The sequence below is a fragment of the Nocardioides cynanchi genome (assembly GCF_008761635.1).
In the GTDB taxonomy this organism is placed as follows: domain Bacteria; phylum Actinomycetota; class Actinomycetes; order Propionibacteriales; family Nocardioidaceae; genus Nocardioides; species Nocardioides cynanchi.
Genome location: NZ_CP044344.1, coordinates 1,647,145 through 1,663,081 on the forward strand (window position 1 = coordinate 1,647,145; position 15,937 = coordinate 1,663,081).

The following is a 15,937-nucleotide window of genomic DNA, read 5'->3' on the forward strand; positions in this document are numbered from 1 at the left end:
TGGATCAGAAGCGGGCGGGTTCGCGATACTCGCCCCACTCGGCGCGCAGTGCGTCACAGATCTCACCGAGCGTCGCCTCGGCCCGGCAGGCCTCCAGCATCGACTCGATCATGTTGCCGTCCGTGCGGCTCACCTCGACCATCCGGTCCACCGCGGCGCGGGCCGCGGCCTCGTCGCGCGTCGTACGACGCTCGGCCAGCGCCCGGACCTGCTCGACCTCCACCTCGTGCGAGACCCGCAGGATCTCGAGGTCGTGGGTGATCGAGTCGGTGTGCACGTTGACGCCGACGATCTTCTTCTCGCCCTTCTCCAGCGCGACCTGGTACTGGAAGGCCGCCTCGGCGATCTCGGCCATGAACCAGCCGTCCTCGATGCCGCGCAGCAGCCCCTGGGTGACCGGGCCGATCCCGCCGGTCGAGCCGGTCGAGACCCGGGTCGCCTCGGCGAGGCCCGCGGCGTCAGACGAGGTCAGGTCGGAGCCGCCCATCGCCAGGATCTTGTCGAAGATCGCGTTGGCCTCGGCCTCGATCTGGTCGGTGAGCGCCTCGACGTACCAGCTCCCGCCGAGCGGGTCGGCGACGTTGACGACGCCGGTCTCCTCCATGATCACCTGCTGGGTGCGCAGGGCGATCTCGGCGGCCTGCTCGGAGGGCAGCGCCAGGGTCTCGTCGAGCGCGTTGGTGTGCAGCGAGTTGGTGCCGCCAAGCACGGCCGAGAGTGCCTCGATGCCGGTCCGGACCACGTTGTTGTAGGGCTGCTGGGCGGTCAGCGAGACCCCGGCCGTCTGGGTGTGGAAGCGGAGCCACTGCGCCTTGTCGGTCTGGGCGCCGTACACGTCGCGCAGCCAGCGCGCCCAGATCCGGCGCGCGGCACGGAACTTCGCGATCTCCTCGAAGAAGTCGACGTGGGCGTCGAAGAAGAACGACAGCCCGGGCGCGAACACGTCGACGTCGAGCCCGCGGCTCAGGCCCAGCTCGACGTACCCGAAGCCGTCGGCGAGGGTGAACGCGAGCTCCTGCGCGGCCGTGGAGCCGGCCTCGCGGATGTGGTAGCCCGAGACGGAGAGCGGCTTGTACGCCGGGATCTTCTCCGCGCAGTACTCCATCAGGTCGCCGATCAGGCGCAGGTGCGGCTCGGGACCGAACAGCCACTCCTTCTGCGCGATGTACTCCTTGAAGATGTCGGTCTGCAGGGTGCCGTTGAGGAGCCCGGTGTCCACGCCGGCTCGCTCGGCGGCGACGATCATCATGCAGAACACGGGTACGGCGGGGCCGCTGATCGTCATCGAGGTGGTGACCGCGCCGAGGTCGATGCCCTCGAAGAGCCGCTCCATGTCCGCGGCGGAGTCGATCGCAACGCCGCAGTGACCGACCTCTCCCAGGCTCACCGACGCGTCGGAGTCACGGCCCATCAGGGTCGGCATGTCGAAGGCGACGCTGAGGCCGCCACCGCCGCGACCCAGGATCATCTTGTAGCGCTCGTTGGTCTGCTCGGCGTTGCCGAAGCCGGCGAACTGCCGGATCGTCCAGGTGCGGCCGCGGTAGCCGGTCGGGTACAGACCGCGCGTGAAGGGGAACTCCCCCGGCCACTCGGAGGTCTCGGTCCCGTAGGCCGGCTCGACCTGCATGCCGCTCAGCGTCGTGAAGTCCGCCTCACGCACCCGCGACTGCTCGTAACGGGCCTGCCAGCGGGAGCGCGCGTCGTCGGTGCCACCGCTGGTCGAGCTTGTCGAGCCCTGGTCGTCCATGCCTTGGATACTAGGACGTCCTACTAGTTTCCCCCAACCTCGCAGGTCAGATGCCGGCGACCGGCGGGAGGGTGACCACCTGCGAGGCGAAGCTGAGGCCGGCACCGAACGCGATCAGCAGCGCGGTGTCCCCGACCGCCGCCTCCCCGTGGCGCACCATCGCCTCGATCGCCAGTGGCACGGACGCCGCCGACGTGTTGCCGGAGTCCTGGACGTCGCGCGCGACCGCGATCCCCTCGGGCAGCTTCAGGTTGCGGGCCAGGGTCTCGGTGATCCGGAGGTTGGCCTGGTGCGGGATGAAGGCGTCGAGGTCGGCCAGCTCCAGTCCGGCGCCGGCGACGGCCTCGCGGGCCACGTCGGCCATCGCGAACGGCGCCCACCGGAAGACCGCCGTCCCCTCCATCTGCACCACCGGATGCTCCGCACCGGTCTCCTGGCAGCCGGGGTGCTGGGTGATCACGTGGGACTTCGAGCCGTCGGAGCCCCAGGCGACCGGGCCGATCCCGGCCGCCTCCGCCGCGCCGACGATCACCGCGCCGGCACCGTCGGCGAAGATGAACGCGGTGGACCGGTCGGTGGGGTCGAGGAACAGGCTGAGCTTCTCGACGCCGATCACGAGCGCGTAGCGAGTGCTTCCTCCGCGGACCAGGTCGGAGGCGACCGACAGGGCATGGCAGAACCCCGCGCAGCCGGCGCCCATGTCGAAGGCGGCAGCCCGGGACCCGAGCCGGTCGGCGACGAGCGGTGCGGCGGCCGGGGTGTGCTGGGCGTGGGTGGACGTCGCCACGATCACGGTGCCGAGGTCGTCGGCCGCGATGCCGGACACCTCCAATGCCGCCCGGGCGGCGGCGGTGGCCATCTCGACCAGCGTCTCCTCCGGCCCGGCGTACCGCCGCGTCCGGATGCCCGAGCGGCTCTGGATCCACTCGTCGCTGCTGTCGAGGACCTCGCAGACCTCGTCGTTGCTCACCACCCGCTCCGGGCGGTACACCCCGAGCCCGAGCATCGCCGTCGCGGTCGCACCCTGACGCTGGCTGATCGTCGCCATCTCGGCCCACCTCTCCTGCCGGCCGGGCGCCCGGTCGGGCGCCTGGTCAGTGCGAAGGCTACGACCCCGGCTCAGCGGCGCCAGCGGTAGACCTGTCCGGCGCGCACCTCGACCTCGGTGGGCGGCCGGGGCGTCGGATGGCTCGCGAGGTGGTCGAGCACCTGCCGGCGGCCGCGCAGGGACAGGGTGCGGTCGTCGAGGTGGAGCCGGGGATGCAGCAACGGGCGTACGTCGTCCCACTGCCGGCGCTCGATCAGCTCCCAGACCCGCATCGTCGGCTCGGGCAGCTCGGGCAGGTCGTGCAGCATCCTCGGCGTGCACATCCGCCAGGCGTCGACCACCAGCTCACGCATCTCGTCGTCGGGGAGCCGGTCGACGTGGGCGCACACCCACTGGTAGCGCAGGTCGGTGGTGCCGGGAAGGAAGAACGTCTCGGGGTCGGAGGCCACCAGCCCGTCGCGCTCGGTCGTGGGGAACCCGAAACCCATCAGCGACTCGTCATGGCTGAACGCCACGAACACGATCTGCCCGACCCGCAGCTTCGACCGGCCCCGCACCTCGACCTCGTAGGCACGGGGCAGCGCGAGCCCGACCCGGCGTACGGCGTCCGCCGTGGTCACCGGCTCGTCACCAGCTCACTCGAAGTCTCCGGCCGCCCGTCGGACGGGAGCGAGCAGGCCGGAGAGCTCACCCAGCTGCTCGTCGGTCAGGGCCCCGAGCCCGAAGTCGACCCCGACCAGGTCGGACGTCGCCCGCTCGACCAGGAGCCGACCGGCGTCGGTGACCTCGGCGAGCACCGCGCGCCCGTCGTCGGGGTGGGGGCGCCGCATGACCAGCCCGTCGGCCTCGAGCCGCTGCACGATCGAGGTGATCGAGGTCGGGTGCACCTGGAGCCGCTCGCCCATCTTGCCCAGCGGCAGCGAGCCGCGCGAGGAGAAGCAGAGCAGCACGAGTGCCTCGTAGCGGGCGAACGTGAGCCCGTGCGGCCGCAGGATCGCGTCGAGCCGGCCGAGCACCAGCTGCTGCACGCGCATCAGCGAGGTGACCGCGTGCATCGCCGGGACGCCGCTCCAACGCAGCCCCCACTGCCGTGCGGCCTCGTCGATCGGGTCGAAGGGCAGCGGCATGGGCGCAGCCTAACCACGCCCGGGGTCAGAGCTCGGCGAGCAGCGTCTCGGCGGCGGCGTAGGGGTCGGACTCCCCCGCCGCGACCGCGGCCGCGAGCTCGTCGAGCTCGGACCTTCCGTGCACGTCGCCCCACCGCTCGCGCAGGGCGGTCACCGCGATCGCCTCGATCTCGTCGCGTGCCCGCCGGGTACGACGTGCCGCGAGCTCGCCGGTCTCCCGCAGCCACTCGCCGTGCCGGTCGATCTCGGCCAGGAGCTCGTCGAGCCCCTCACCCTTCGACGCGACGGTCTTCACGATCGGTGGCCGCCAGGCACCCTCGGGCCGGTCGGCCAGCGCCAGCATCGACCGGAGCTCGCGCCGCAGCGTGTCCGCACCGTCGCGGTCGGCCTTGTTCACGACGTACAGGTCGCCGATCTCGAGGATGCCGGCCTTGGCCGCCTGGATGCCGTCGCCCATGCCCGGGGCCAGGAGCACCAGGGTGGTGTCGGCCAGACCGGCCACCTCGACCTCGCTCTGCCCGACTCCCACGGTCTCGATCAGGACGACGTCGCAACCGGCCGCATCGAGCACGCGCAGCGCCTGCGGGGTCGTCCAGGACAGCCCGCCCAGGTGGCCGCGGGAGGCCATCGAGCGGATGTAGACGTCGCGGTCCAGGGCGTGTTCCTGCATCCGGACCCGGTCGCCGAGCAGGGCACCGCCGGAGAACGGCGACGACGGGTCGACAGCGAGCACACCCACGCGCTTGCCGGCCCTTCGGAGCTCGCCCACCAGCGCGGACGTCGACGTCGACTTGCCGACGCCGGGCGAGCCGGTGATCCCGACGATGTGGGCGTGCCCCGCGTGTGGGGCCAGCGCGGCCATCACCTCGCGCAGCAGCGGCGACTGGTCCTCGACCAGCGAGATCAGCCGGGCGACCGCCCGCGCGTCACCGTCGCGGGCGCGTCCGACCAGGTCGGGCACGTCGCCGGTCGAACGGCGACCCGTCACGCCGGGGCTCAAGCGGGGACGCGGACGATCAGGGCGTCGCCCTGACCGCCACCGCCGCACAGCGCCGCCGCGCCGACACCGCCACCGCGGCGCTTGAGCTCGAGGGCCAGGTGCAGCACGATCCGGGCACCGGACATGCCGACCGGGTGGCCCAGGGCGATCGCTCCGCCGTTCACGTTGACCTTGGACTCGTCGAGGCCGAGGGCGCGGGTGGAGTCGATGCCGACGGCGGCGAAGGCCTCGTTGAACTCGACCAGGTCGAGGTCGGCGGGCGCGATGCCCTCCTTGTCGCAGGCCAGCTTGGTGGCGTTGGCGGGCTGCAGCTGGAGGGTCGAGTCGGGGCCGGCGACCATGCCGTGCGCCCCGATCTCCGCCAGCCACTCCAGGCCGAGCTCCTCGGCCTTGGCCTTGCTCATCACCACGACGGCGCAGGCGCCGTCGGAGATCTGGGAGGCGGAGCCGGCGGTGATGGTGCCGTCCTTGCCGAAGGCCGGACGCAGGGCCGACAGCGACTCGGCCGTCGTGTCGCCGCGGACGCCCTCGTCGGACGAGACCACGATCGGGTCGCCCTTGCGCTGCGGGATCGAGACCGGCACGACCTCCTCGTCGAAGACGCCGTTCTTCCAGGCCTGCGCGGCCTTCTGGTGGGAGGCGGCCGCGAAGGAGTCCTGCTCCGCGCGGGTCAGCTGGGTGTGCGCGGTGTTGTAGTCCTCGGTCAGGCTGCCCATCGCCTGCTGGGTCGCCTGGTCGTAGAGCGCGTCGTAGGCCATCGAGTCGACCAGGGCGGTGTCGCCGTACTTGAAGCCCTCGCGGGACTTCGGCAGCAGGTGGGGAGCGTTGGTCATCGACTCCATGCCGCCGGCCACCACGATCTCGGCCTCGCCGGCGTTGATCAGCAGGTCGGCCTGCGCGATCGCGTTGAGACCGGAGAGGCACACCTTGTTGATGGTGATCGAGGGCACCGACAGCGGCAGGCCGCCCGCGATGCCGGCGGTGCGGGCGGGGTTCTGCCCGGCGCCGGCCAGGATCACCTGGCCCATGATCAGGTAGTCCACCTGGTCCGCCGAGACGCCCGCCTTCTCCAGGGCACCCTTGATCGCCACGCCACCGAGATCGGCCGCGGACAGGGACTTCAGGCCGCCGAGCAGACGCCCGATCGGCGTGCGAGCTCCGGCGACGATGACGGTTCCGGACATGGTGCCTCCAACCAGGGAACGGTGATGCCGGTGACGATACCGACCGTCCCACGGGGGCGGCGAGGCCGGAGCGCTCGGGGCCGCTGAGGAAAAGGTCACACGACGCGGGGTCGCATGCCCCGTGCACCGCCGACCCACGTCGTACGACGATGGGGGCATGGCCCTCGACGTCCCCGCCCACCTGTTCACCCAGATCGACCACGTCGGCATCGCCGTGCCCGACCTCGACGTGGCGACGGCGTTCTACCGCGACACCTTCGGCATGGAGACCGTGCACGAGGAGACCAACGAGGAGCAGGGCGTGCGCGAGGCCATGGTGAGCGTCGGCGGCTCCGACGACCCGGGCGCCATGCTCCAGCTGCTCGCCCCGCTGACCCCGGACTCCACGATCGCGAAGTTCCTGGACCGGTCCGGGCCGGGGCTCCAGCAGATCGCCTACCGGGTCACCGACCTGGAGGCGGTCTCGGCCATCCTGCGCGAGCGCGGCGTCCGCCTGCTGTACGACGTGAGCCGGCGCGGCACGGCCGGGTCGCTGGTCAACTTCGTCCATCCCAAGGACGCCGGCGGCGTGCTGGTCGAGCTGGTCGAGCCCGCCCCGATCGCCTGAGCAGGACCTGCGCGGTCGGTGGGTGAGAAGGCGCACAGGACGCCCCACGGGCGCCGACCCGTCGGTACTCTCCGAGCGCACCGCCCCTCGACGCATCAGGAGATGACGTGCAGCACATCCTCGACGCCATCCAGTCCGGAAACGCCACCCCCGAGGACTTCGCCGCCCTCGACCTGCCCGAGAGCTACCGCGCCGCCACCGTGCACAAGGACGAGGTGGGCATGTTCGAGGGTCTGCCCAGCAAGGAGAAGGACCCGCGCCGGTCCCTCCACGTCGACCAGGTGCCGGTGCCCGAGCTCGGCCCGGGCGAGGCCCTGGTCGCGGTGATGGCCAGCGCGATCAACTACAACACCGTCTGGACCTCGATCTTCGAGCCGGTGTCGACGTTCTCCTTCCTGGAGCGCTACGGACGGCTCAGCCCGCTCAGCAAACGGCACGACCTGCCGTACCACATCGTCGGCTCCGACCTCGCCGGCGTCGTGCTGGCCACCGGCGCGGGCGTGCACCTGTGGCACCCCGGGGACGAGGTCGTCGCGCACTGCCTGTCGGTCGAGCTCGAGAGCCCCGACGGCCACGACGACACGATGATGGATCCCGAGCAGCGGATCTGGGGCTTCGAGACCAACTTCGGCGGCCTGGCCGAGATCGCGCTGGTGAAGTCCAACCAGCTGATGCCCAAGCCCGCCCACCTGACCTGGGAGGAGGCCGCGTCGCCCGGCCTCGTCAACAGCACGGCGTACCGCCAGCTGGTCAGCCGCAACGGCGCCGGGATGAAGCAGGGCGACAACGTGCTGATCTGGGGGGCCAGCGGCGGGCTCGGCGGCTTCGCCACGCAGTACGCCCTCAACGGCGGCGCGGTGCCGGTCTGCGTCGTGTCCAGCGAGGAGAAGGCCGACATCTGCCGGGCGATGGGCGCCGAGCTGATCATCAACCGGTCCGAGGCGGGCTACCGCTTCTGGAAGGACCCGCAGACCCAGGACCCCAAGGAGTGGCGCCGCTTCGGCTCCGACATCCGCGAGCTCACCGGCGGCGAGGACGTCGACATCGTCTTCGAGCACCCGGGCCGCGAGACGTTCGGGGCGAGCGTGTACGCCGCGCGCAAGGGCGGCACGATCGTCACCTGCGCCTCGACGTCGGGCTTCATGCACGAGTACGACAACCGCTACCTCTGGATGAACCTCAAGCGGATCATCGGCTCCCACTTCGCCAACTACCGCGAGTCGTGGGAGGCCAACCGGCTGATCGCCAAGGGGATGATCCACCCCACCCTGTCCAACACCTACCCCCTCGACGAGGTCGGCCAGGCCGCGCTCGACGTGCACCACAACCTCCACCAGGGCAAGGTCGGGGTGCTCTGCCTGGCCCCCGAGGAGGGGCTCGGGGTGCGTGACGAGGCGATGCGGTCCCGCCATCTGGACGCGATCAACTCCTTCCGGGGCGTGTGACGATCTTCGTAGGTGTGCCGGGGTGTGCCCGGACGGAGCGATCGGACAGACTGGTCGTCGTACAACGAGATCCGGGAGGTTTGTCCACACCATGAGCAACGAGGGCCTGTCCATCTTCGACGAACCAGACGACGCGACGGCGACCGACGAGGAGCCGACGCAGGTGATCGAGGCCCAGAAGCCGGCGGCGAAGGGGCGCCCGAAGCCTCCCGCGCAGGCGAGCGCGCCGGCCCCGGCGGCCCCGGCCCCCGCAGCGCCGGCCCCGGCAGCCCCGGCCCCAGCGGCCAAGGCCCCGGCCGCGACATCCTCGGCGGACCCGAACCCGACGCAGCGCACGCCCGTCGTACCCGCGGCGTCGCCGGCCCGCCCTGCGGCGCAGCCGAGCGGCACCCCGGTGACCGGGGGCGGCGCGGCCGCGCCGTCGTTCGCCGTCGTCCGACGCGGCGGCTACGACAAGGACGCCGTCGACGCCGCGGTGCGTCAGCTGCTCCAGGACCGCGCCGGCGCCGCCGCCGCGGTGACCCGCTCCGAGCAGCGCGTCACCGAGCTGGAGGCGCAGCTCGAGAGCCTGCGCCAGGAGCTCGCCGAGCAGGCGACCCCGTCGTACGCCGGGCTGGGCGGCCGCGCCAGCGCGATGCTGCGCCTGGCCGAGGAGGAGGCCGCCGACGTCCGCGAGCAGGCCGCCCGCGACGCCGACGACATCCGCGGCCAGGCGGGCCGGGACGCGGTGGCGATCCGTGCCGAGGCGTCCCGCGAGGCCGACGACATGCGGCTGGTGCAGCTCAAGGAGCTCGACGAGATGCGCGCCCGGATCACCGGCGACGCGGAGCAGGAGCGGAGCCTGGCCCAGAGCGAGGCGGCCGACATGCTCGCGTCGGCCAAGCGTGAGAGCGACCAGCTCCGACTGGCCGCCGAGCAGGAGACCAAGGAGCTGCGGGTCTCGGCGACCCGCGAGGCCGAGCAGGCGCGGGCGGCCGCGGACCGCGAGGTCCAGGAGGCCCGTCGGACCCTGGCGGTGGAGAAGGAGCGGCTGGCCCGCGAGGCCAGCGACCACCACACCAGCGCCACGGCGGAGACCAAGCGGCTCGTCGAGGACGCCGAGCAGCGTGCCGAGGCGGCCGAGCAGCGCGCCCGCGAGGCGACCACGCAGGCCAACACCCACCGGCAGCAGGCGCAGACGGAGGCGGAGGCGCTGCTGGCCAGGTCCCGCCGCGAGGCCGAGCAGATCGTGGCCTCGGCCCGGACCCAGGCCGAAGCCGTCGCCGCCTCGGGCAACGCCGAGCAGGAGCGCAACCTCGCCGCCCTCAAGGCCGAGGTGGACCGGATGTCGAAGCGCCGCGAGGCGATCTCCGCCCAGCTCGGCTCGCTGCGCGACCTGATGGCCGGGTTCGGGGACGACGCGGACTCCGAGGCGTAGACCCGGGGGGTGAGGCCCCGCAGTCAGGTACGCCGTAGGGTCCCCGCATGAGCGATGACCGGGGCGCCACCGACGCCGAAGAAGCCGCCGAACGGGCGGCCGAGGAGGCTGCTCACGAGGCCGAGCGGGCGGAGCGGGCCGCCGACCGGGCCGAGGACGTCGCCGAGCACGTCGACACGACGGCGGAGGAGGTCTCCCGCACCGCCGAGCACCTCGTCGAGCGGGTCGAGGACGTCGAGGAGGAGATCGCCGAGGAGATCGACGACAAGGTCGAGTTCCTGCACGACCCGGACCAGTCCCCCGACGACCTCGGGACGCCCGGCCGCCCGCTGAACCACCGCTCGCCGTTCATGTGGGGGCTGCTCGGCGGCATCGGTGCCCTGGTCGCGCTGTGGCTGGGCACCATGGTCCTGGCCATCGCCTCGGTGCTGATCCTCGTGGTGGTCGCCCTGTTCCTGGCCGTCGGGCTCAACCCGGCCGTGGAGTTCCTGATGCGGCGCGGGCTCACCCGGCCCTGGGCCGTGCTCTGCGTGATCATCGGGGTGCTGCTCGGGTTCGGGCTGTTCCTGGTCGCGATCGTGCCGGTGGTCAGCCACCAGGTGTCCGGGATCGGCGACGCGCTGCCGGCGTGGTTCGACCAGCTCCAGAAGAACGGCACGATCCGCAGCTTCGACAACAAGTACGACGTCAGCACCAAGGTCACCGACTACCTCCAGAGCGGGGCACTGGCCAAGAAGCTGTTCGGCGGCGCGCTCGGTCTCGGTCTCGCGATCCTCGGGATCCTGGCCAACGTCTTCGTCGTCATCGTGCTCACGCTCTACTTCCTGGCCTCGCTGCCGTCGATGAAGCACGCCGCGTACCAGCTGGCTCCCTCCTCGCGCCGCGAGCGGGTCTCGCTGCTCGGCGACCGGGTCCTGCGCAACATCGGCGGCTACGTCTCGGGGGCGTTCGTGGTGGCGCTCTGTGCCGGCGTGAGCACCCTGGTCTTCCTGTTCATCATCGGCCTCGGCAGCTATGCCGTGGCGCTGGCCCTCGTGGTGGCGCTGCTCGACGTGATCCCGATGATCGGCGCGACCATCGGCGCGGCCATCGTGTGCATCATCGGGTTCGCGACCGACCCGACCACCGGGCTGATCTGCGTCGTGTTCTACATCGCCTACCAGCAGCTGGAGAACTTCCTGATCTACCCACGGGTGATGGCGCGGTCGGTGGAGATCCCTGGCGCTGTCACGGTGATCGCCGCACTGATCGGAGGCTCCCTCCTGGGCGTGGTCGGAGCGCTACTCGCGATCCCGACTGCGGCCTCGATCATGCTGCTGGTCAAGGAAGTGTGGGTCCCCCGGCAGGACGCGCGCTAGCGGTCCCACCGTCGTGGCAGACTCGCCGCCATGAGCGCCTGCTGCGTCCCCGGGCGGCCCGAGGGCGAGGCCGCCCCGGCGTGGGAGCCTGCCGGGCGGGACGTCGTACCCGGTCGTGCGGCGGGTCCCGAGGCCGGCCTGACGTCCGTCCCGGCCGGGGCGTTCCTGATGGGGACGACGGACCCGCGGGGCTACCCGGCCGACGGCGAGGGTCCGGTGCACCCGGTCGAGCTGGGTGGCTACCGGATCGGCACGTACGCCGTGACCAACGCCGAGTTCGCTGCCTTCGTGGACGCGACCGGGCACCGGAGCACCGCCGAGCAGTTCGGTTCGTCGTTCGTCTTCGCGGGCCTCCTGCCCGACGACTTCCCGCCCACCCGCGCGGTCGCCGCGGCGCCCTGGTGGCGCGAGGTCCTCGGTGCCGACTGGCGGCACCCGGAGGGTCCGCAGAGCTCGGTCGCGGACCGTGCCGACCACCCGGTGGTGCACGTGAGCTGGGACGACGCGATCGCCTACTGCGCATGGAGCGGCACCCGGCTCCCCACCGAGGCGGAGTGGGAGCGGGCCGCCCGCGGTGGCGCCGACGGCCACCACTACCCGTGGGGCGACGACCTCGAGCCCGGCGGCGAGCACCGGATGAACGTCTTCCAGGGCACCTTCCCCAGCGCGGACACCGGTGCCGACGGCTGGGTCGGCACCTGCCCGGTCGGGAGCTTCCCGGCCAACGCCTTCGGTCTGCACGAGATGACCGGCAACGTGTGGGAGTGGTGCGCCGACTGGTTCGACCCCGGCTACTACGGCATCTCGCCCAGCACCGACCCCACGGGTCCGAGGTCCGGCGCGGTCCGGGTCCTCCGGGGCGGCAGCTACCTGTGCCACGTCAGCTACTGCTGGCGCTACCGCGTGGACTCCCGCAGCGGCAGCACCCCCGACAGCAGCACCGGCAACACCGGCTTCCGGGTCGCCGCCGACGTCTGACTCGGACCCGCCGCGTGGCCCCGGCGCCGGAGGTCAGGGCTGGAACGTTGCGCGGTAGTCGGTAGGAGTCCGTCCGGTGAGCTCACGGAAGGCGAGGTTGAACGCGGACAGGGACGTGTAGCCGACCGCGTGGGCGATCGAGGTCACCGACTCCTGGGTGGCGGCCAGCCGCTCGATCGCCCGGAGCACCCGCATCCGTCGTACCACCGCGGTCCAGGTCATGGCGCACTCGTCCTCGAAGCGACGTGCCAGCGACCGCGGCACCAGGCCGACCTCGCGAGCGATGTCGTCGAACCTGAGCTCCTCGCCCAACCTGTCCTCGGTCAGGGCGAGGGCCCGCCGGAGCTCCGGCGACCGGCCGGCCGGAAGGGTGACCGGGCTGGGGTCCTCCGCCAGTCGCCAGGCCACCGCCGCCAGAGCGCCGAACAGACTGCGGGCGTACGGCGGGAGCGGCTCGTCGGCGTCCGGCCAGCCGACGCACTCCGTCACGAGGGCACGAGCCAGGGCGGTGAGGTCGAACACCGTCAGCGGTGCCGGTGGCTCCGGGGCGAACCCGGGGTCGAACAGCACCGACGACGTCGTCACCGGCTGCGGGATGGCCACCTGGATCGGCTCACCCGCCGCGATCAGCGCGGCCCGCGCCGGGGGCAGCACCCACACCTTTCCGTGGGCCTCCAGACGCAGGGCACCCCGTGAGGCGCACAGCAGATAGTGCCGGTCGACCCGGAGCTGCGAGGGTGGGGACACCGGGAAGTCGCGCGCGAAGGCGAACGCCTCGCGCGTCACGAGCCCCTCTGCCACCCGTTCACCCTAGGTGGATCAGACCGTCTCCAGCAGCGAGGCATGGAATCGGCGACTGACCGGAGGTGCAGCCATCAGCGGCCGGAGCACCGCGCCGGAGCGCGCGAACGAGTCAGAGGCGAGATAGGCGGCGAACGAGGGCTCGTCGGCCCACTCGTGGATCACCAGGACGTCCTCGCCGTTGTCGCGAGCGGCGTACACCCGAAAGTCGAGACTGCCCGGCATGGCGCGGATCTCCTCGCGCTCGGCGTCGAGCTGGGCCAGGGCCGCGGCCCGGTCGTCGGAGGTGGTGTGGAGGTCGAGCAGAGCGATCAGCATGGTCTTCTCCAAGCATCTGGTGGTGGGTCGGTCGGCCCCTCGATCGTGCCGCCGCTGCCCTCGGTCCCGCTCGCGTCAGTCAGACGGGTTCGCACGGCCAGCGGACACATCCGGGCCAGCAGCGCACGTCGTTCCGTTCCCCGCACCACGAGCTCCTGTTGCAGGATGGAGCCCATGACACACGTACGACGGTTCGACCACGTCGGCATCACGGTCGCCGACCTCGAGGTGGCGACGGCGTTCTTCGTCGGGCTGGGGCTCGAGGTGGAGGGCACCGGCTCGGTGGAGGGCGAGTTCGTGGAGACCGTGTGCGGCATCCGGGGCGCGCAGTGCAACCTGGCGATGCTGCGGGCGCCCGGTAGAGGGTCCCGCCTGGAGCTCTCCAGCTTCGTGACGCCGGAGCACCAGCCCGGCTCGCCGAGCGCGATGGCCAACGAGCTCGGACTGCGCAACGTGTCCTTCGAGGTCGCCGACCTCGACGCGGCTCTCGCTTCGGTGGCTGCCGACGGCTACGGGCTGGTCGGAGGCGTCGGCGAGTACGAGCACAGCGTGCGGATGGCCTACGTGCGCGGGCCCGAGGGGATCATCGTGTCCCTGTTCGAGCAGGTCGGCTGACCGCCGGTGCCCGAGCTGCAGGTGCTGCACGCCGACCACTCCGCAGCGGTGCTGGCCTTCGAGTCGGCGAACCGCGCGTACTTCGGGCGGTCGATCTCCGACCGCGGTGACGAGTGGTTCGCGAGGTTTCCCGAGCGGCACCAGTCGATGCTGACCGACCAGGAGGCGGGCCACGGCGCCTACTACGTGCTCGTCGACGAGGACGGTGCCGTGCTCGGCCGGTTCAACCTGTACCTCACCGGGGAGGGCGTGGCGGAGCTCGGCTACCGCGTCGCAGAGCGGGTCAGCGGCCGCGGAGTCGCCACCGCGACGGTTCGCGACCTGTGCCGGCTGGCCGCGTCCCGACACGGGCTCCGCACGCTCCGCGCCGCGACCTCGCACGCGAACGTCGCCTCGCAGCGAGTGCTGCGCAACGCCGGGTTCGTCGAGGTCGGCCCGGCCGACCCGGCGGAGATCGGCGGCAAGAGGGGCAGCTGGTACGAGCGCGAGCTCGAGCCTGCTTGAAGGGCCGAGGCCTGACGGCGCCGACCGCCGACGGGCGACTCAGAGCTGGGGGCGGAGCAGGAACTTCTGTCCGGTGGCCTGCTGCGCGTAACGCTGGAGGGTCGGCACGTCCAGGGCCTGCCCCAGCGAGATCTGGTCGGTGTAGGAGCTCGCGAACGTCGTGGTCAGCTCGTCGGAGACCCGCTGCCGCAGCCGGGCCAGGTCTTCCGGAGGGGTCCGGGCCAGGAACGGCGTCAGCAGCCACCCACCGACTCCCCACGCGAAGCCGAAGCGCCGGTGCAGCTCGATCGGGCGCCGGTCCAGCGCGCCGTACACGTAGACCTGCTTGTGCACGTCGCTGCCGTAGCGGCTGTACGGCGCGTCGTCCGGCACGATCGCGGCCTCCATCGCGTTCAGGATCTGGCTCACCAACGGCCCGCCCCCGATCGCGTCGAAGGCCAGCGTGGCCCCGGTCTCCCGCAGCGCCGCGACCAGGTCGCCGTCGAAGGTCGGCTCGCTGGAGTCGCAGACGTACGTCGCGCCCTGCTCGCGCAGCAGGTCCGCCTGCTCCGGGCGCCGGACGATGTTGACGAGCGGGACTCCGTCGTTTCGGCAGATCCGGTTCAGCATCTGTCCGAGGTTGGAGGCGGCCGCCGTGTGCACGAGTCCGGTGTGACCCTCGCGGCGCATGGTCTCCACCATCCCCAGCGCCGTCAGCGGGTTGACGAACGACGACGCGCCGTCGGCTGCGTCGGAGCCGTCGGGGAGGGGCAGGCACATCCGCGGCGAGGCCAGGCAGAACTCGCCGTAGGTCGCACCACCGATGAACCCCACGGTCCGGCCGAGCAGGGCCTGCGCCTCCGGCGACTCCCCCGCCGCCACCACGACTCCGGCGCCCTCGTTGCCCACCGTCATCGGGTCGCCCACCCGGGCGGCCAGCAGGCGCAGGACCGGCTCCGCGATCGGCGCGGTCACGGTCGGCTCGTCGGCCGCACCGCCCGCTGCCGCCTGTGAGACGTCCGCCATCCCCAGCAGCAGGCCCAGGTCGGACGGGTTGATCGGCGCCGCCTCCACCCGCACCAGCACCTCGCGCTCGGCCGGTCGCGGCGTGTCGACGGTCGCCACCGAGAGCCGCAGCTCCCCCTCGGGAGTGACCAGGCTGCGGAGCTGACGCATGGTGGCGGGGATCTCGTTCATGGGCGGTTCCTTCGCTGGGGGTGGACTGCTCGGAGCCTATGCCGCGACACCCGGACCGCCGCGGAGGCCGCAGAGCCCGCCAGGCACGCCGCCGCCGTCAGCAGCGGTCACCTCTCGAAGCGCTGCTGGAGGTCGGCGTACCCCATCGCGCCGTCGAGGAAGCCGAGCGTGCCGGAGTCGAGCAGCTCCCGGCCGGCGCGCTCGACGAGGCCGAGCGCGGCTCGCGCCACACTGCCGCCCAGGCTGACCCGCCGGACACCGAGCGAGAAGAGCGCGGGGGCGTCGATCGTGCTGGCCAGCCCGGCCACCACGTTGAGCGGCCCCGGGATCGCCGCAGCCAGCCGGCGGATCGTGTCCGCTTCGACGACGCCGGGCACGAAGACGCAGTCCGCGCCCGCGGTGAGGTAGCGCGTCGTCCGCTCGACGGTCTCGGCGAACGCGTCTCCGGGGGCACCGCCGAAGTAGGTGTCGGTGCGGGCGTTCAGCACGAACGTGCCGCTCGGAGCGGCTGCTCGGGCGGCGGCGATGCGCTCGGCCGCCTCGTCGATGCCGAACAGGCCGTCCCCGCGGGCATCCTCCAGGTTGGCCCCGACCGCCCCGAGCGCCGCGGCG

17 protein-coding genes are annotated in these 15,937 nt (G+C 72.3%); 7 read left to right on the forward strand and 10 right to left on the reverse strand.

Features of this window, described 5'->3' with window-relative positions:
- Positions 1-4 precede the first annotated feature (4 nt).
- From E3N83_RS08120 to E3N83_RS08150, 6 genes are all read right to left on the reverse strand, one after another.
- A complete protein-coding gene (locus E3N83_RS08120; RefSeq protein WP_151082801.1) occupies positions 5-1,747 on the reverse strand; it encodes a coenzyme B12-dependent isobutyryl-CoA mutase large subunit in 1,743 nt (580 codons plus the stop codon).
- 46 nt (positions 1,748-1,793) lie between these two features.
- Positions 1,794-2,795, reverse strand: a complete 1,002-nt coding sequence (locus E3N83_RS08125; RefSeq protein WP_151082802.1) for a beta-ketoacyl-ACP synthase III — start codon at positions 2,793-2,795, stop codon at positions 1,794-1,796.
- Between the two features lie 71 nt (positions 2,796-2,866).
- Positions 2,867-3,415: an MmcQ/YjbR family DNA-binding protein gene (locus E3N83_RS19780; protein ID WP_202879352.1), complete on the reverse strand. Its 549-nt coding sequence runs from the start codon at positions 3,413-3,415 to the stop codon at positions 2,867-2,869.
- A gap of 15 nt (positions 3,416-3,430) precedes the next feature.
- Positions 3,431-3,922 (reverse strand): MarR family winged helix-turn-helix transcriptional regulator, encoded by a 492-nt coding sequence (locus tag E3N83_RS08140; protein ID WP_151082803.1) that lies wholly within the window; start codon positions 3,920-3,922, stop codon positions 3,431-3,433.
- Between the two features lie 25 nt (positions 3,923-3,947).
- A complete protein-coding gene (gene meaB, locus E3N83_RS08145; protein WP_151082804.1) occupies positions 3,948-4,910 on the reverse strand; it encodes a methylmalonyl Co-A mutase-associated GTPase MeaB in 963 nt (320 codons plus the stop codon).
- An 8-nt stretch (positions 4,911-4,918) separates the two neighbouring features.
- The gene (locus E3N83_RS08150; RefSeq protein WP_151082805.1) at positions 4,919-6,106 is read right to left on the reverse strand and encodes an acetyl-CoA C-acetyltransferase; all 1,188 of its coding nucleotides are present in this window, start codon (positions 6,104-6,106) and stop codon (positions 4,919-4,921) included.
- Positions 6,107-6,263: 157 nt separating this feature from the next.
- On the opposite strand from E3N83_RS08150, the gene mce reads away from it, so the two are divergent.
- The 5 genes from mce to E3N83_RS08175 all read left to right on the forward strand — a co-directional run bounded on the left by mce (position 6,264) and on the right by E3N83_RS08175 (position 11,911).
- Positions 6,264-6,713, forward strand: a complete 450-nt coding sequence (gene mce / locus E3N83_RS08155) for a methylmalonyl-CoA epimerase (RefSeq protein WP_151082806.1) — start codon at positions 6,264-6,266, stop codon at positions 6,711-6,713.
- Positions 6,714-6,820: 107 nt separating this feature from the next.
- The gene (gene ccrA, locus E3N83_RS08160; RefSeq protein WP_151082807.1) at positions 6,821-8,158 is read left to right on the forward strand and encodes a crotonyl-CoA carboxylase/reductase; all 1,338 of its coding nucleotides are present in this window, start codon (positions 6,821-6,823) and stop codon (positions 8,156-8,158) included.
- A 91-nt stretch (positions 8,159-8,249) separates the two neighbouring features.
- The gene (locus E3N83_RS08165; protein WP_151082808.1) at positions 8,250-9,575 is read left to right on the forward strand and encodes a coiled-coil domain-containing protein; all 1,326 of its coding nucleotides are present in this window, start codon (positions 8,250-8,252) and stop codon (positions 9,573-9,575) included.
- A 47-nt stretch (positions 9,576-9,622) separates the two neighbouring features.
- On the forward strand, positions 9,623-10,933 hold the full coding sequence (locus tag E3N83_RS08170; RefSeq protein WP_151082809.1) for an AI-2E family transporter: 1,311 nt from the start codon (positions 9,623-9,625) through the stop codon (positions 10,931-10,933).
- A gap of 30 nt (positions 10,934-10,963) precedes the next feature.
- Complete coding sequence (locus E3N83_RS08175) at positions 10,964-11,911, forward strand: formylglycine-generating enzyme family protein (protein ID WP_151082810.1); 948 nt, start codon at positions 10,964-10,966, stop codon at positions 11,909-11,911.
- A gap of 33 nt (positions 11,912-11,944) precedes the next feature.
- Here E3N83_RS08175 and E3N83_RS08180 read toward each other — a convergent pair whose 3' ends face one another.
- Together E3N83_RS08180 and E3N83_RS08185 are read right to left on the reverse strand one after the other, a co-directional pair.
- Positions 11,945-12,712 carry a helix-turn-helix domain-containing protein gene (locus tag E3N83_RS08180; protein ID WP_202879353.1) on the reverse strand — a complete coding sequence of 256 codons (768 nt, stop codon included), beginning with the start codon at positions 12,710-12,712 and terminating at the stop codon, positions 11,945-11,947.
- A gap of 18 nt (positions 12,713-12,730) precedes the next feature.
- Positions 12,731-13,030: a putative quinol monooxygenase gene (locus tag E3N83_RS08185; RefSeq protein WP_151082811.1), complete on the reverse strand. Its 300-nt coding sequence runs from the start codon at positions 13,028-13,030 to the stop codon at positions 12,731-12,733.
- A gap of 165 nt (positions 13,031-13,195) precedes the next feature.
- Here E3N83_RS08185 and E3N83_RS08190 point away from each other — a divergent pair, with 165 nt between their 5' ends.
- Together E3N83_RS08190 and E3N83_RS08195 are read left to right on the forward strand one after the other, a co-directional pair.
- A complete protein-coding gene (locus E3N83_RS08190; protein WP_238343125.1) occupies positions 13,196-13,645 on the forward strand; it encodes a VOC family protein in 450 nt (149 codons plus the stop codon).
- A gap of 6 nt (positions 13,646-13,651) precedes the next feature.
- Positions 13,652-14,149 carry a GNAT family N-acetyltransferase gene (locus E3N83_RS08195; protein ID WP_151082812.1) on the forward strand — a complete coding sequence of 166 codons (498 nt, stop codon included), beginning with the start codon at positions 13,652-13,654 and terminating at the stop codon, positions 14,147-14,149.
- A 39-nt stretch (positions 14,150-14,188) separates the two neighbouring features.
- Here E3N83_RS08195 and E3N83_RS08200 read toward each other — a convergent pair whose 3' ends face one another.
- Positions 14,189-15,325 (reverse strand): zinc-binding dehydrogenase, encoded by a 1,137-nt coding sequence (locus tag E3N83_RS08200; RefSeq protein ID WP_151082813.1) that lies wholly within the window; start codon positions 15,323-15,325, stop codon positions 14,189-14,191.
- A gap of 107 nt (positions 15,326-15,432) precedes the next feature.
- The gene (locus tag E3N83_RS20205; RefSeq protein ID WP_337692381.1) at positions 15,433-15,906 is read right to left on the reverse strand and encodes an isocitrate lyase/phosphoenolpyruvate mutase family protein; all 474 of its coding nucleotides are present in this window, start codon (positions 15,904-15,906) and stop codon (positions 15,433-15,435) included.
- Positions 15,907-15,937 lie beyond the last annotated feature (31 nt).

Bases quoted from the DNA above. Each gene is read 5' to 3' on its own strand.
- E3N83_RS08170 (WP_151082809.1), top strand. From the start codon at position 9,623: ATGAGCGATGACCGGGGCGCCACCGACGCCGAAGAAGCCGCCGAACGG.
- E3N83_RS08200 (WP_151082813.1), bottom strand. From the start codon at position 15,325: ATGAACGAGATCCCCGCCACCATGCGTCAGCTCCGCAGCCTGGTCACT.
- E3N83_RS08150 (WP_151082805.1), bottom strand. From the start codon at position 6,106: ATGTCCGGAACCGTCATCGTCGCCGGAGCTCGCACGCCGATCGGGCGT.
- E3N83_RS08165 (WP_151082808.1), top strand. From the start codon at position 8,250: ATGAGCAACGAGGGCCTGTCCATCTTCGACGAACCAGACGACGCGACG.
- E3N83_RS08120 (WP_151082801.1), bottom strand. From the start codon at position 1,747: ATGGACGACCAGGGCTCGACAAGCTCGACCAGCGGTGGCACCGACGAC.
- E3N83_RS08190 (WP_238343125.1), top strand. From the start codon at position 13,196: ATGGAGCCCATGACACACGTACGACGGTTCGACCACGTCGGCATCACG.
- E3N83_RS08125 (WP_151082802.1), bottom strand. From the start codon at position 2,795: ATGGCGACGATCAGCCAGCGTCAGGGTGCGACCGCGACGGCGATGCTC.
- E3N83_RS08140 (WP_151082803.1), bottom strand. From the start codon at position 3,922: ATGCCGCTGCCCTTCGACCCGATCGACGAGGCCGCACGGCAGTGGGGG.
- E3N83_RS08175 (WP_151082810.1), top strand. From the start codon at position 10,964: ATGAGCGCCTGCTGCGTCCCCGGGCGGCCCGAGGGCGAGGCCGCCCCG.
- E3N83_RS08185 (WP_151082811.1), bottom strand. From the start codon at position 13,030: ATGCTGATCGCTCTGCTCGACCTCCACACCACCTCCGACGACCGGGCC.
- mce (WP_151082806.1), top strand. From the start codon at position 6,264: ATGGCCCTCGACGTCCCCGCCCACCTGTTCACCCAGATCGACCACGTC.